The 14,370-nt window shown below is 73.0% G+C and carries 11 protein-coding genes and 1 rRNA gene; 4 read left to right on the top strand and 8 right to left on the bottom strand.

Features of this window, described 5'->3' with window-relative positions:
• Nucleotides 1-25: 25 nt before the first annotated feature.
• The 3 genes from AC2TDM_RS01710 to AC2TDM_RS01700 form a co-directional block, all read right to left on the bottom strand.
• A 16S ribosomal RNA gene (locus AC2TDM_RS01710) occupies nucleotides 26-1,548 on the bottom strand.
• Nucleotides 1,549-2,368: 820 nt separating this feature from the next.
• The gene (locus tag AC2TDM_RS01705) at nucleotides 2,369-3,142 is read right to left on the bottom strand and encodes a glutamine amidotransferase (RefSeq protein ID WP_484635639.1); all 774 of its coding nucleotides are present in this window, start codon (nucleotides 3,140-3,142) and stop codon (nucleotides 2,369-2,371) included.
• Nucleotides 3,143-3,196: 54 nt separating this feature from the next.
• Nucleotides 3,197-4,822 (bottom strand): DNA polymerase domain-containing protein, encoded by a 1,626-nt coding sequence (locus tag AC2TDM_RS01700; protein ID WP_484635638.1) that lies wholly within the window; start codon nucleotides 4,820-4,822, stop codon nucleotides 3,197-3,199.
• Between the two features lie 175 nt (nucleotides 4,823-4,997).
• Between AC2TDM_RS01700 and AC2TDM_RS01695 the strand changes: the two genes are divergently transcribed.
• The gene (locus AC2TDM_RS01695) at nucleotides 4,998-6,917 is read left to right on the top strand and encodes a M3 family metallopeptidase (protein WP_484635637.1); all 1,920 of its coding nucleotides are present in this window, start codon (nucleotides 4,998-5,000) and stop codon (nucleotides 6,915-6,917) included.
• Between the two features lie 63 nt (nucleotides 6,918-6,980).
• Here AC2TDM_RS01695 and AC2TDM_RS01690 read toward each other — a convergent pair whose 3' ends face one another.
• The 3 genes from AC2TDM_RS01690 to AC2TDM_RS01680 all read right to left on the bottom strand — a co-directional run bounded on the left by AC2TDM_RS01690 (nucleotide 6,981) and on the right by AC2TDM_RS01680 (nucleotide 8,212).
• The gene (locus AC2TDM_RS01690) at nucleotides 6,981-7,409 is read right to left on the bottom strand and encodes a VOC family protein (protein ID WP_484635636.1); all 429 of its coding nucleotides are present in this window, start codon (nucleotides 7,407-7,409) and stop codon (nucleotides 6,981-6,983) included.
• 72 nt (nucleotides 7,410-7,481) lie between these two features.
• Entirely contained in the window at nucleotides 7,482-7,985 is a 504-nt protein-coding gene (locus AC2TDM_RS01685; RefSeq protein WP_484635635.1) for a hypothetical protein, read from the bottom strand.
• Nucleotides 7,986-8,059: 74 nt separating this feature from the next.
• Nucleotides 8,060-8,212, bottom strand: coding sequence for a hypothetical protein (locus AC2TDM_RS01680; protein ID WP_175499587.1), 153 nt, complete (start codon nucleotides 8,210-8,212; stop codon nucleotides 8,060-8,062).
• A gap of 191 nt (nucleotides 8,213-8,403) precedes the next feature.
• Here AC2TDM_RS01680 and AC2TDM_RS01675 point away from each other — a divergent pair, with 191 nt between their 5' ends.
• Both AC2TDM_RS01675 and AC2TDM_RS01670 read left to right on the top strand, forming a co-directional pair.
• Nucleotides 8,404-8,889 (top strand): iron chaperone, encoded by a 486-nt coding sequence (locus AC2TDM_RS01675; protein WP_090034534.1) that lies wholly within the window; start codon nucleotides 8,404-8,406, stop codon nucleotides 8,887-8,889.
• 110 nt (nucleotides 8,890-8,999) lie between these two features.
• Complete coding sequence (locus tag AC2TDM_RS01670) at nucleotides 9,000-11,102, top strand: beta-galactosidase (RefSeq protein ID WP_484635634.1); 2,103 nt, start codon at nucleotides 9,000-9,002, stop codon at nucleotides 11,100-11,102.
• Nucleotides 11,103-11,112: 10 nt separating this feature from the next.
• Here the strand turns inward: AC2TDM_RS01670 and AC2TDM_RS01665 are convergent, their stop codons facing one another.
• Complete coding sequence (locus AC2TDM_RS01665; protein ID WP_090034529.1) at nucleotides 11,113-12,132, bottom strand: LacI family DNA-binding transcriptional regulator; 1,020 nt, start codon at nucleotides 12,130-12,132, stop codon at nucleotides 11,113-11,115.
• Nucleotides 12,133-12,244: 112 nt separating this feature from the next.
• Here AC2TDM_RS01665 and AC2TDM_RS01660 point away from each other — a divergent pair, with 112 nt between their 5' ends.
• Nucleotides 12,245-13,489 (top strand): endo-1,4-beta-xylanase, encoded by a 1,245-nt coding sequence (locus AC2TDM_RS01660; RefSeq protein WP_090034527.1) that lies wholly within the window; start codon nucleotides 12,245-12,247, stop codon nucleotides 13,487-13,489.
• Between the two features lie 78 nt (nucleotides 13,490-13,567).
• On the opposite strand, the gene AC2TDM_RS01655 is transcribed toward AC2TDM_RS01660, so the two are convergent.
• Nucleotides 13,568-14,257: a hypothetical protein gene (locus AC2TDM_RS01655; protein ID WP_090034525.1), complete on the bottom strand. Its 690-nt coding sequence runs from the start codon at nucleotides 14,255-14,257 to the stop codon at nucleotides 13,568-13,570.
• Nucleotides 14,258-14,370: the final 113 nt, after the last annotated feature.

Here is a 14,370-nt window from a genome sequence, read left to right as displayed (position 1 = left end):
AGGACGCGCGTCAGATGCTCCTTAGAAAGGAGGTGATCCAGCCGCACCTTCCGGTACGGCTACCTTGTTACGACTTAGTCCCAATCGCCAGTCCCACCTTCGACAGCTCCCCCCTCACAAGGAGGTTGGGCCACCGGCTTCGGGTGTTACCGACTTTCGTGACTTGACGGGCGGTGTGTACAAGGCCCGGGAACGTATTCACCGCAGCGTTGCTGATCTGCGATTACTAGCGACTCCGACTTCATGGGGTCGAGTTGCAGACCCCAATCCGAACTGAGACCGGCTTTTTGGGATTCGCTCCACCTCGCGGTATCGCAGCCCTTTGTACCGGCCATTGTAGCATGCGTGAAGCCCAAGACATAAGGGGCATGATGATTTGACGTCATCCCCACCTTCCTCCGAGTTGACCCCGGCAGTCTCCCATGAGTCCCCGGCACGACCCGCTGGCAACATGGAACGAGGGTTGCGCTCGTTGCGGGACTTAACCCAACATCTCACGACACGAGCTGACGACAACCATGCACCACCTGTGCACCGACCTTGCGGGGCACCCATCTCTGAGTGTTACCGGTGCATGTCAAGCCTTGGTAAGGTTCTTCGCGTTGCATCGAATTAATCCGCATGCTCCGCCGCTTGTGCGGGCCCCCGTCAATTTCTTTGAGTTTTAGCCTTGCGGCCGTACTCCCCAGGCGGGGCACTTAATGCGTTTGCTGCGGCACGGAATCCGTGGAATGGACCCCACACCTAGTGCCCAACGTTTACGGCATGGACTACCAGGGTATCTAATCCTGTTCGCTCCCCATGCTTTCGCTCCTCAGCGTCAGTTGCGGCCCAGTGACCTGCCTTCGCCATCGGTGTTCCTCCTGATATCTGCGCATTCCACCGCTACACCAGGAATTCCAGTCACCCCTACCGCACTCTAGTGTGCCCGTACCCACTGCAAGCCCCAGGTTGAGCCTGAGGATTTCACAGCAGACGCGACACACCGCCTACGAGCTCTTTACGCCCAATAATTCCGGACAACGCTTGCGCCCTACGTATTACCGCGGCTGCTGGCACGTAGTTAGCCGGCGCTTCTTCTGCAGGTACCGTCACTCTCGCTTCTTCCCTGCTGAAAGAGGTTTACAACCCGAAGGCCGTCATCCCTCACGCGGCGTCGCTGCATCAGGCTTTCGCCCATTGTGCAATATTCCCCACTGCTGCCTCCCGTAGGAGTCTGGGCCGTGTCTCAGTCCCAGTGTGGCCGGTCGCCCTCTCAGGCCGGCTACCCGTCGTCGCCTTGGTAGGCCATCACCCCACCAACAAGCTGATAGGCCGCGAGCCCATCCCTGACCGAAAAACTTTCCACGCACACCCATGCAGGCACACGTCATATCCGGTATTAGCCACCGTTTCCAGCAGTTATCCCAGAGTCAGGGGCAGGTTACTCACGTGTTACTCACCCGTTCGCCACTGATCACCCCAGCAAGCTGGAGATCACCGTTCGACTTGCATGTGTTAAGCACGCCGCCAGCGTTCGTCCTGAGCCAGAATCAAACTCTCCGTCAATGATCGACAACAACCACACCACCACACCCGAGAGCGCAGCAGCCTGGCAGTCGACAAACACAGAGAAAAACTCTAGCTGACAGAACAAGCCATCTGGCCTGTCCAGATCAACCAAACAACAACCCACCCCCACAAGCACCAACCCCCACAACAGGGACCAGCACCAGCACAGGCAGGCGATTTGGCATCGACTACTTGACACACTGTTGAGTTCTCAAGGAACAGACGCACACCACCTCGACCACGTCACCGCGATCTCGCCTGGGGCTCGTTCTCGTGCTCCACCGTACCGCATCCCGCGGGGCCTTCTCGACCTCGCCGGCGCTTTCCGGTGATCCTCACGTTACCGCATCCCGAGCGGCTCTCACACCGTTCCGAACGCCATTCCGTGGGTTCCTACCGTACCGCACCGCAGCTGGCCCGAAGGCCACCCGCGCTGCTTTCCGGTGGTCCCCATCCTGCCATACGGCGCTGGCCTCTTCGGCCGTCGCTGCATTCAGGAAGAGGAGCGGATGCGTTGGACCCGGCATTCCTGCCCGGTCCGTGCGACGCATTCCTGACCCTACGTCATCGACAACCACTGCCCGTCCCTGAGCATTCCCGCAGGACTGCCCGGTCACGCGCTGCCCTCGCGGGCGGCTGTCGAGGACCCGACGTCGAGCGGGCGCACACGTGTGCCCTGCGGTTCGTCGGGGGGTTGCACCGTCCCAGTGGGACCAGCCACCGGGGCGTTGCCGCGGTGTCCGTTCCTCCCTGCTGAGCGGGCTCGGCAACGTTACGTGCTCGTCGGCACGAACGCAAGTGTCCTGCTGGACGAGGCCTAACCCTCCCTGGTGACCAAGCCCCGGGGGCCTTCGCCGTCCTCCCGGCGGTACCGGTCGACGAAACGACGGAGCACCAGCGGGGGCACCTCGGCCCGCGCGAGGCGCAGCCGGGCGACGAGCTCCTCGTACTCCTCCGGCGGGAAGTAGCCCGCCTCCCGGTAGACGGTCACGCGTCCGACGATGCCCTCGACGTCCAGCTCGGGGTGGAACTGCGTCGCGTACTGGTGCTGCCCGACCCGGAAGGCCTGCACCGGGCACGCCGGCGACGTCGCCAGCACGGTCGCGTGCGGCGGTGCGACGGTCAGCGCCTCCTTGTGCCCGACGAAGGCGTCGAACGTCGCGGGCAGCCCGGCGAAGACGGGGTCGGCCCGGCCGGCGTCGGTGAGGGTCACCGGCACGGTGCCGATCGGCTCCCCGAACGTGCGGTCGACGGTGCCGCCCTGGTGCACCCCCAGCGTGCCGACGCCGTAGCAGGCGCCGAGGAAGGGCACGTCGCGCGCGACGACCTCGTCGAGCAGGGCGGACAGCTCCCGTTCCACCCGCTGCTGGACGGGGCCCTTCGTCTCCTCCGGGTCGCTGGTGCAGTACGGGCTGCCACCGACGACCACACCCGACAGCGCGCCGAGGTCGAGGTCCGGCAGGGGCTCGCGCTCCAGGCGCACGCGCCGCAGCTCCTCCGGGCGCAGGCCGCCGTAGCGCAGCACCGCCGCGTACTCGGCGTCCGCCACCACGTCGTCGGCGCGGGTGGCGAGGAGCAGGAAGGGCTTCACCGGCGGGACGGTAGTCGCGGGTGGTCCGGTTCGCCGCCCGCGCCTCGGCGAGGCTCAGGTCAGGGCCGGGAGGACCTGCGCGCCGCCGAGCACCCCGCGGAAGGGGTCACCGCGCTCGGCCAGCCGGTCGAGCACCGTGCGGACCGTGAAGACGTCCGGGCGCAGCCACGGCTCGTCGAGCTCGTCCCAGGTGATGGGGGCGGAGACCGGTGCGCCGCCCACCGCCCGCGGGGAGTAGGGGGCCACCAGCGTCTTGTTGATGGCGTTCTGCGTGTAGTCGAGCCGGGCCTGCCCCCCACGCTCGCGCACCTCCCAGCGCCAGCTCACGAGGTCCGGCACGACGGCCCCCACCGTGCGGGAGACGCGCTCGACCCACGCGCGCGTCTCGTCGAAGGACGGCCCGACGGCGATGGGGACCCACACCTGGATGCCGCGCCGCCCGGTGACCTTCGGCAGCGCCGTCACCCCCAGGTGGGCGAACGCGTCACGGTGCAGCCGCGCGAGGAGCAGCACGTCCTCCCAGGCGGTGGCCGGCCCGGGGTCGATGTCCACCAGCGCGTACGTCGGGCGGTGCGGCTCCGCCGTGCGGGACGTCCAGGCGTGCCACTCCAGCGCGCCGAAGTTGGCGGCCCACACGAGGGCGGCGGGTTCGTCGACGACGAGGTATGTGTGCGTCTCGCCCTCGTCGGCCTCCGGGTTGTCCCAGCGCGGCACCCACGCCGGGGCGTGGCCCGGCAGCTCCTTGTGCCAGAAGCCCTTGCCGCTGCCGGCGCCCTCGGGGAACCGGTGCATGTTGAGCGCGCGCCCGCGCAGGTACGGCAGCACGACGGGGGCGATCCGTGCCGTGTACGACAACAGCTCCCGCTTCGTCACCGGCGGCTCGTCGCCGCGCCCGGGGAAGAGGACCTTGTCGAGGTTCGTCACGCGCAGGCGACGGCCGAGGACGTCCCAGGTGCCGCCCGCGCCCAGCTCGTCCAGGGCGGCGAGCTCGTCCGCCCTCGGCCCCGGGACGGGAGGCGCGTGCAGCTCGACGCTCGCGCGGTCGGGCGGCAGGTCGGAGCGCCACAGCCGGTCCGGGTCGGCCTTCACCTCGTCGTTCGTCCGCCCCGACACGACGGACGTGGGGTGGTCCTCGGCGTCCCAGCCCTCGACCGCGTGCTCGTCGTGCTTGTGCAGCAGGAGCCACTGCTCCTTGCCGCCCTCCTCCCCGCGCCTGACCAACAGGAAGCGGCCCTTCAGCCGGGTGCCGTGCAGCTCCGCGTGCAGCTCTCCCGCCGCGACCGCCGCCACCGGGTCGTCGGTGCGCAACGGCTCCCACGTGCCGTGGTCCCAGACGATGACGTCCCCGCCGCCGTACTCGCCGGCGGGGATGACGCCCTCGAAGGTCTCGTACTCGAGCGGGTGGTCCTTCACGTGCACGGCGAGGCGCCGGGCGGCGGGGTCCAGCGTCGGGCCGCGCGGCACGGCCCAGCTGGCGAGCACGCCGCCCATCTCGAAGCGCAGGTCGTAGTGGAGCCGCCGGGCGCGGTGCCGCTGCACCACGAACCGCAGCGGCTCGCCGGGGGCGGCCGGCACCCGTTCGCCGTGCGGCTCCGCCGTGCGGGTGAAGTCGCGCTTCGTCCAGTACGTCTCGAGCTCGGGGGACGCCGGCGACGACGTCCGGTCCTGCGACGCGGCCATCGCACCCTCCTCCCGCCCTCGTGCACGGACCCGCTCACGGACCGGTGCTCGGACCGGTGCTCGGACCGGCCCTCGCGCCGGCCTGGAGCCGGACCTCCCCCAGCCTGGTGGACCGCCGGGCCCTCCGCCCGGCGGGGCGGGTCCCGGGCGACGGCCCGCGGTTATCGTCGGGCGCATGGCCGACCTCGTCCCGCTCGCCCTGCCCGCCGACGACTGGCACACCTGGCTCGAGGATCGCGGCCGCGGCCAGCTGCGCGTGGCGGCGGAGCGGGTCGACGCGCTCCGGGCGGGGCCCCGCGGCGACGTCACGCTGCTCGGCACCTGGGACGAGGCGTCGCTGGCCCTGGCGAACGCCCGGGCGGTCTGCTCGCTGCTGGCATCCGTGCACCCCGACCCGGCCGTGGTGGAGCTCGCCGAGACCATCGAGACCGAGGCGAGCGCGTTCGACACGGACCTCCACCTGGACGCCGAGGTCCACGCGGCCCTGGCGTCCGTCCCGGTGGACGGTCTCGACGCCGACGCGCGGCGGGTCCTCGACGAGACGCTGCGCGACTTCCGTCGCGCCGGCGTCGACCGCCCCGCCGAGGACCGCGAGCGCCTGCGAGGGCTCGACCAGCGGCTGACCGACCTCGCGCTCACCTTCTCCCGGAACATCCGCGACGGCCGCCGGGTGACGCGGGTCCCCGCCGCCGCGCTGGCCGGCCTGCCCGACGACTTCGTCGCCGCGCACCCGGCCGACGCGGACGGCACCGTCGCGATCAGCACGGACTACCCCGACACCCACCCGTTCCTCACGTTCGCGCACGACGACGCCGCCCGGCGCGCGGTCGCCACGTCCTTCCTCTCCCTGGCCTGGCCCGAGAACGACGTCGTGCTGGCCGAGCTGCTGCGGCTGCGGCACGAGAAGGCGACGCTGCTGGGCTACGCGTCGTGGCCCGACCTGGACGCCGAGATCACGATGATCCGGACCGGCGACGCCATCGGGGACTTCGTCGACCGGATCACGGCGGCCGCGGGGCCCGCCGCGGAGCGCGAGCTGGCCGTGCTGCAGGAGCGCGCTGCCGCCGACCCCGCGGGCGGGGCCGTGCCCGTGGACGTGAGCAGCTGGCGCTACTGGTTCGAGGCGGTGCGGCGCGAGCAGTACGGCGTCGACGCGCAGACGGTGCGGCGCTACTTCGACTTCCCCCGCGTGCGCGACGGGCTGCTGACCGTCACCGGCCGGCTGTTCGGACTGACGTGGACGCCCGTACCGGGCGACGAGGCCCGCACCTGGCACGAGGACGTGACGACCTACGACGTCGCCCTCGACGGCGAGGTCCTCGGCCGCATCCACCTCGACCTGCACCCCCGCGAGCGCAAGTACAACCACGCCGCGCAGTTCGACCTCGTCCCCGGGGTCCTCGACCGGCAGCTGCCCGAGGGCGTGCTGGTGTGCAACTTCCCGCGCGGCCTCATGGACCACGACGACGTCGTCACGCTCTTCCACGAGTTCGGGCACCTCCTGCACCACGTGCTGGCCGGGCGGCAGCGCTGGGTCCGGTTCTCCGGCGTGGCGACCGAGCGGGACTTCGTCGAGGCGCCCTCGCAGATGCTCGAGGAGTGGGCCTGGGACGCCGCCGTGCTGCGGACGTTCGCCGTGGACGCCGACGGTGCGCCGATCCCCGCCGACCTCGTGGCCGCGATGCGGCGGGCCGACGAGTTCGGCAAGGCGCTGCTGGCGCGCACGCAGATGTTCTACGCGGCGGTGTCGCTCCGGCTGCACCTCGAGCGGCCCGAGGACCTGACCGCGCGCGTGCTCGAGCTGCAGCGCGAGCACAGCCTGCTCGCGCCGCTGCCCGGCACCCACTTCCACACGGGCTTCGGGCACCTCGAGGGGTACACCTCGGCCTACTACACCTACATGTGGAGCCTGGTCATCGCCAAGGACATGTTCACGGCGTTCGACGCCGACGACCTCTTCGCGGCCGGGCCGGCGCAGCGCTACCGGGACCGGGTGCTGGCGCCCGGCGGGTCGCGCGACGCGGCCGACCTCGTCGAGGACCTGCTCGGCCGACCCTACGACGACCGCGCCTTCACGCGCTGGCTCGCCGGCTGACGCGTCGCCGGCCGGCGCCGTCGCCGACCCGGCCGGCCGCGGGGACCTGTACCGGGACCGGGCTCAGCCCTCGTCGGGCGCGCCGCCGATGTTCACCATCCACGGCACGCCGAAGCGGTCGACGAGCATGCCGAAGGTGTCCCCCCAGGGCGCCTTCTCCAGCGGCACCGTCTGCGTGCCGCCCTCGAGCAGCCCCTCGAAGAAGCCGCGCATCTCCGCCTCGTCCTCCGGGCCGCCGAACAGGGACATGGAGAAGCCGCCGGGTGCGGTGACCTCCATGCTGCTCGGGGTGTCGGCCGCCATGATCTTCAGACCGCGGGCCGTGACGAGCTGGCCGTGCATGACCAGGTCCTGCTCCGCCGGGTCCTGGCTCATCCCGAACTCGCCGAAGGTGCTGAACGTCGCCTCCCCGCCCAGCACGGAGGCGTAGAACTCCAGGCACGCGCGGGCCTGGTCGCGGAACGAGAGGTACGGGGCGAGCTCGGTGGTCATGGCGGTCCCTCCGCGTCGTCGGCCCGCGGGCGCGAGCCGGTCACCGCAGTAGACCGCGGACCACCGACAGACTCATCGGCCGGGGGCGCGCGGCGCGCGGGCGCGGACGTACGCGGCCGCACCGCCGGGCGACTCGTGCACGCGGACGACGTGCGCGACGGCCTCCGCCAGCGCGGTCAGGACCGCGGGCGCGTCGACGACGAGGAGCGCCTGCAGGCGCGGCGTCGCCTCCGCCCGCCGACCCCGGGCGTCGTCGACGAGCAGGGCGAACGTCGTCGCGCGCTGCCAGCCCATGCCGCCGTCGTCGGGCGGCTCCGGGTCCAGCCGCGACCCGGCGACGAGGAGCGCGCGCACCGCGTCGAGGAGCTCGTCGGGACGGTCGGCCGCGCGCAGGATCGTCGCCGCCTCGTCGCGCAGCCAGAGCCCCACCGCGAGCGCGGCCGCGTCGTCCCGGGCCAGGTCCGCCGGCAGGTCGTCGCCGCCCCGGTCCGTGACGGCCGCGAGGAGGAGCGCGTGCCCTGTCCGCGCGGCCGCGCCACCGGGGTCGCCGGCCGGCGGAGGCTCGGCGCGGTGCACGGGGGCAGCCTAGGGAGGGCCACCCGCGGCGCGCACGCGCACCTGCCCCCGATGACGGGGCGGGACGTGCCGGGTCAGGCCTGCACGTCGAGCGCCTGGCCGACCGCGGGGTCGAGGGACCCGAGCAGGGCGGCGGCGTACTGCTTCTCCGCGCCCATCGCGGTCTTCAGCAGGTGGGTCGAGACGGTCAGGGCGGACTGCGCCGCGCCGATGCTCGCGATGCTCATGGGTGGCCTCCCGGTGGGTGCGGGGACGGGTGTCCCTGCCGACCCGTCGGCCCGTGGCGGCCCGGTGACGAGCGGCCGGGGGCCGCACCACCCGTCCGGCCGGTGGCCCCACCCGCAGGGGCGACCCTGGCGCCGTGTCGGCGGCCCTCCCTACGCTCGGCCACGACGCACCGACGCGAGGGAGGACGGCCATGGGCAGCGCGGAACCGGACGAGGGCCAGGACCGGGGCGACGACGCCGGGGAGGCCGGCGGCTTCACGGCCGAGGAGCGGGCCGCGATGAAGGAGCGGGCGGCCGAGCTCAAGGCCTCGCGCCGTCGCGGCGGCAGCAAGGCCGACAAGGCCGCGGAGGAGGCGGCCGCCGTGGTCGCCGCGCTCGAGGCCCTGCCCGAGCCAGACCGCGGGCTGGGTCAGCGGCTGCACGCGCTCATCACGGAGGCCGCTCCGGACCTGGCGCCGCGCACCTGGTACGGCATGCCGGCCTACGCCAAGGACGGCAAGGTGCTGTGCTTCTTCCAGCCCGCGAGCAAGTTCAAGGCCCGCTACGCCACGCTCGGCTTCAACGACGTCGCGGTGCTCGACGAGGGCACGACGTGGCCCGTGACATGGGCGATCACCTCCCTCACGGCGGCCGACGAGGAGCGCGTCACCGCGCTCGTGCGCCGGGCGGTGGGCTGACGGGCGGCGACCGCGCCGTCCTCGCCGGGATCGGGGCCCGCCCTCGCTAGGGTGTGCCCCGCCCGGCCGCCGACCGGCGCCGGGCGCCACGCGACGAGGGGTGGGCAGGGTTGGGCGCGCTGCGGCACGTGCAGGACCGGGTGCTGTTCGGGGCGGCGTACTACGACGAGTACCTGCCGACGGACCGGATCGCCACGGACATGGCGATGATGCGGGACGCGCACCTCAACGTCATCCGCATCGCCGAGTCGACGTGGAGCACGCTCGAGCCCCAGCCGGGGGTCTTCGACCTCGGCCACGTCGACCGCGCCCTCGACGCCGCGGAGGAGGCGGGCCTGTCGGTGATCGTGGGCACGCCGACGTACGCGGTCCCGGCCTGGCTCGTCGCCTCCCACCCGGAGGTGCTCGCCGTCACCGACCGCATCGACACGCCCCGGTACGGCGCGCGGCAGATCATGGACATCACGCACCCGGCCTTCCGGTTCCACGCCGAGCGCGTGATCCGGCTGCTCGTCGGGCACGTCGCGCGACGCGGGCACGTCATCGGCTTCCAGCTCGACAACGAGACGAAGCACTACGACGCGGCCTCGCGCGGCGTCCAGCGCGGCTTCGTCAAGCACCTGCGCGCGGAGTTCGACGACGACCTCGACGCGCTCAACCGCGCCTTCGGGCTCGCCTACTGGTCCAACCGCCTCGACGCGTGGGAGGACTTCCCCGACGTGCGCGGGACGATCAACGGCTCGCTCGGGGCCGCCTTCGACCGCTACCGCCGGGGGCTGGTGGAGGAGTACCTCGGCTGGCAGGCGGGCATCGTGCGCGAGCTGGCCCGGCCCGAGCAGTTCGTCACGCACAACTTCGACCTCGACTGGGCGCCGGGCTGGTCCTACGGCCTGCAACCGTCGGTCGACCACTTCCGCGCGGCCCGGACCGTGGACGTCGCGGGCGTCGACGTCTACCACCCGACCCAGTCCCGGCTCACGGGCAAGGAGATCGCCTTCGGCGGGGACCTCACGCGGTCGCTCAAGGGCGGCGCGAACCACCTCGTCCTCGAGACGCAGGCGCAGGGGCAGCACGGCTGGCTGCCCTACCCGGGCCAGCTGCGCCTGCAGGCGTGGAGCCACCTCGCCAGCGGGGCGTGCGGGGTCCTGTACTGGCACTGGCACTCCATCCACCACTCGTTCGAGACGTACTGGAAGGGCCTGCTGAGCCACGACCTCGAGAGCAACCCGACGCTCGAGGAGGCCGGCGTCTTCGGCGCCGAGGTCGAGCGGCTCGGGTCCGCGCTGACCGGGCTGCGGAAGCGCAACCGCGTCGCGGTCATGGTGAGCAACGAGGCGCTGACCGCCCTGCGCTGGTTCGCGCTCGAGACCGGGTTCCCGGAGGCGGTGCGCCCGTCCGTCACCTACAACGACGTGCTGCGGCGGGTCTACGACGCGCTGTTCGAGCTCAACGTCGAGGTGGACCTCGTGCCCTTCGACGCGGCGGACCTCGGCGTGTACGCGATGCTCGTCGTCCCCGTCCTGTACAGCGCGCCGGAGGCGACGCTCGCCGCGCTGCGGGCGTACGTCGAGGGCGGCGGGCACCTCGTCGCCACGTTCCGCACCGGCGTCGCCGACGAGCACCTGCAGGTGTGGCACGACCGGGCGCCGCACGCCCTCACCGACGTCTTCGGCGCGTCCTACCAGCAGTTCTCGACGCCCGACGGCGCGCGCCTGGCGTTCACCGGCGCGTTCGCGGACCTGGCGGCGGGTGGCACGGTGGCCGGCACGGCGGGCGACGAGGCCACCCCCGCCGCCGAGGCCGTGCTGGAGCTCCTGCAGCCCGACGAGGGCACCGAGGTGCTGGCCACCTACGACCACCCGGCCTGGTCGGGCTACGCCGCGATCACCAGGAACGCGGTGGGCGGCGGCACCGCGACCTACCTGGCGACCCTCACGGACCCCGTCACGACGCGGGCGGTGCTCGGCCGGCTCGTGCGCGACGCGGGGCTGTGGGGGTGGCCGCAGGACCTGGCGGCCACGGCCCCGTCCGTCGCCGTCCGCCGCGGCACGAGCGGACGCGGGCGGGAGCTGACGTACCTGCTGAACTACGCCGGGCGCTCGGTCACGCTCCCGGCGCCGGTCGCCGGCACCTCGCTGCTGGACGGCCGGGCCGTCGGCACGGGCGACGAGCTCGTGCTCGGGGCCTGGGACCTCGTCGTCCTCGAGTCCTGAGGACACGAGGTCAGCGTGCGGGCGGCGGCGGCGCCGTCGACGCGCGCACGACCAGCGACGTCGCGAGCTCCGTGCGGGCGGCGGGCGGCTCCCCGCCCCGCGACAGCTCGACGACCATCCGCGTCGCCTCCCGGGCCATGCCCGCCAGCGGCTGCCGGACCGTGGTCAGCGGCGGCGTGACCCACTGGCACAGGTCGACGTCGTCGAAGCCGACGACGGACAGCCGGCCCGGGACGTCCACGCCGAGCGCCCGCGCGGCGGCGTACACGCCGTAGGCCTGCTCGTCGGACCCGCTGATGATCGCGGTCGGCGGCTCGGGCAGGCGCAGGAGCTCCTCGCCGTACCGCCGGCCCCCGGCGACGAGGGAGTCGCCGTGCCGCACGAGCGCCGGGTCGGGCGTGATCCCCGCGCGCAGCAGCGCGGCCCGGTAGCCGTCCAGGCGGTCGCGGTGGCACTCCTGCTCCGGCGGCCCGGTGACGAAGCCGATGCGGCGGTGGCCGAGGCCCAGCAGGTGCTCGGTCGCGTCCCGGCCGCCGGCCCAGTCGGTCGCGGCCACGGTGGGGAGGCGCTCGGTGCGCGTGCCGACGGGGTCGACGAGGACGACCGGCGTCCGCAGCCGCAGGAGCTCCTCGCGTCCGGCGTCGAGCAGCTCGGACACCACGAGGACGACGCCGTCGGTGCCGCGCGTGAGCACGTGCTCCAGCCAGTCCGGCGTGCCCACCGGCCGGCCGTGCGCGGCCGTGACCACCAGGCCGACGCCGAGCCGCGACGCCTCCGCCTCGGCACCGCGCAGGAGGGCCGTGGCCCACTGCGTGCCCAGGTCGCTGATGACGAAGTCGACGAGCCCGACGGTCTGGGACCCCGAGCGCCCGCGCCGCTCGTACCCGTGCTCGACCAGCAGGTGCTCGACCTGGGCACGGGTGGCCGCCGACACCCCCGGGCGGCCGTTCAGCACCTTGGACACCGTCGGCACCGAGACTCCGGCCGCCGCGGCGATCTCCGCGATCCGCACGCCCCCGCGACCCGCCACCGCTGCTCCGTCCCGCGTTGACGCCGTGCCGACGCCGACCTACCGTACCGCCGCCGGAAAAGGTCCCGAAACTTTCGTGGCCGGTACCGCCGTCCCTCCGAGGAGTGCACCGATGCACGTCGCAGCGCTGACCGTCGCCGAGCCCCTGCGTCACCGGCTGCGCCGGTCCGAGGTGGTGGTCCTCGACGGGGCCGGCCGCCTCCTGGCGGACACGGACGTCGTCGTCGAGCAGACGGCCCACGCCTTCGGCTTCGGCAACATCGGCTTCGACCTCATCCCGCTCGCCAACGGCGAGACCGAGGCGATCCCCGACAACCCCTTCGGCGGCGCCGACCCCTCTCAGGGCCCGCTGCTGGCCGAGCTCTGGACCGGTCTGTTCAACTTCGCCACGCTGCCCTTCTACTGGGCGGCGTTCGAGCCCGAGCGCGGCCGCCCGGACACGCAGCGGCTGCTGCGGACGGCGCAGTGGTTCGTCGACCACGGGGTGCGGGTCAAGGGCCACCCGCTGGCCTGGCACACCCTGGCTCCGCAGTGGCTGCTGGACCTGCCGTCCGACGAGGTGGAGCAGGTCCTCCGTGCCCGCATCACGCGCGAGGTCACGGACTTCGCCGGCGTCGTCGACCTCTGGGACGCCATCAACGAGGTCGTCATCATGCCGGTCTTCGACAAGGAGGAGAACGGCCTCACGCGGCTGTGCCAGCGGCTCGGGCAGGTGGAGACCGTGCGGCTGGCCTTCGAGACGGCGCGCGCCGGCAACCCGGGGATCCAGCTCCTGCTCAACGACTTCAACATGTCGCCGGCGTACGAGCGGCTCGTCGAGGAGTGCCTGGAGGCCGGGATCCGCATCGACGCCCTGGGCCTGCAGAGCCACATGCACCAGGGCTACTGGGGCGAGGAGAAGACGCAGGACGTGCTGGAGCGGTTCAGCCGCTTCGGCCTGCCGCTGCACTTCACGGAGACCACGCTCGTCTCGGGCCACCTCATGCCGCCGGAGATCGACGACCTGAACGACTACCAGATCCCGTCCTGGCCGACGACGCCCGAGGGCGAGGAGCGCCAGGCGGACGAGATGGTCCGGCACTACACGACGCTGCTGGAGCACCCGGCCGTCGACGCCATCACCTACTGGGGTATCACGGACGCCGGGTCGTGGCTGGGCGCGCCCGTCGGGCTCGTGCGCGCCGACGGCACGACGAAGCCGTCGTACGACGCGCTGCACGGGCTCGTGAAGGGCGCGTGGTGGCTGTCGCCGACCACCGTCCGGACCGACGACGAGGGACGGGTCGCCGTGGAGGGCTTCGCCGGGGAGTACCGCGTCACCGCGGGTGGCAGGACCACGTCGGTCACGCTCGGCTGACGCGGTCGGCGCGGGCGCCGCGCGAGAGGCCCGGACCTCGCGGCTGACAGGCGTGATGGCACGGCTGCCCCGGCCGTGTCACGCGCGGAGCCACCGGGACCACAGCGCCTCGAGCTCGTCGTCCCCGGGCCGCCACCGGTCGGCGGCCACCCACGCGTTCATCGCCGCCGTCCAGTGCTGGACGTCGCGCCGGTAGCCGGTGGACCGCGCGAGGGCGGACCCCGCGGTGTCCGCGGGGTGCGCCGCGTAGGGGGCGGAGGTCTGCTGCTCCCAGTGGCCGCCGGCGCCGAAGGCGACGACGAGCGACGTGCGCAGGTAGCCGCCCTGCGTGTGCGGGACGAGCAGGGTGTGGTCGAGGACAGGGCGGTGGCGCCGGCGCAGCGCGTCGGCGACGCCCGCCTCGTCGAGCGGACGGAAGTGCGCGGCGGTGCGGCCGCACGCGGACGCGAGCACCGCCCCCGGGACGGCGGCCAGGACGTCCGCGAGCGCGCGCCCGTGCGCCTGCGACAGCGCGAGCAGGTCCTGCTCGTGCGTCCCGCGCAGTGCGCGTCCTGCGGTCCGGGCTGCGAGCGCCGCGTGCAGGAGGTGGACGTCGGCGGCCACCGCCCGGACGGCCGCCGCCCCGCTCGGGAGCCCCTCGGCGCCGGGGAACACGAGCGGGCCGCCCGCGCCCGTGGCGACGACGTCCGGGTGCGCGGGTGGGGTGGGGGCGAGGGGCACGGCAGGCGTCACGGCGTGGGTCACGGCGTGGGTCACGGCGGGCGTCACGGCATCTCCCACGGGTGGGCGGGGAGCCCGCGCCGGCTCGGCGGGCTGCCCACGGCGTCGTCGCCGGAGCGGCCGCTCCTGAGCGGGCGGTGGTCCCGTCCCCCGTCCGCCGG

The sequence above is a fragment of the Cellulomonas sp. plas2 genome (assembly GCF_057221735.1).
This window is presented reverse-complemented; position numbering and strand designations above follow the sequence as displayed.

Excerpts from the sequence above, each read along its gene's own strand:
- AC2TDM_RS01660 (WP_090034527.1), top strand. The coding sequence starts at position 12,245 with ATGCACGTCGCAGCGCTGACCGTCGCCGAGCCCCTGCGTCACCGGCTG.
- AC2TDM_RS01695 (WP_484635637.1), top strand. The coding sequence starts at position 4,998 with ATGGCCGACCTCGTCCCGCTCGCCCTGCCCGCCGACGACTGGCACACC.
- AC2TDM_RS01680 (WP_175499587.1), bottom strand. The coding sequence starts at position 8,212 with ATGAGCATCGCGAGCATCGGCGCGGCGCAGTCCGCCCTGACCGTCTCG.
- AC2TDM_RS01700 (WP_484635638.1), bottom strand. The coding sequence starts at position 4,822 with ATGGCCGCGTCGCAGGACCGGACGTCGTCGCCGGCGTCCCCCGAGCTC.
- AC2TDM_RS01690 (WP_484635636.1), bottom strand. The coding sequence starts at position 7,409 with ATGACCACCGAGCTCGCCCCGTACCTCTCGTTCCGCGACCAGGCCCGC.
- AC2TDM_RS01675 (WP_090034534.1), top strand. The coding sequence starts at position 8,404 with ATGGGCAGCGCGGAACCGGACGAGGGCCAGGACCGGGGCGACGACGCC.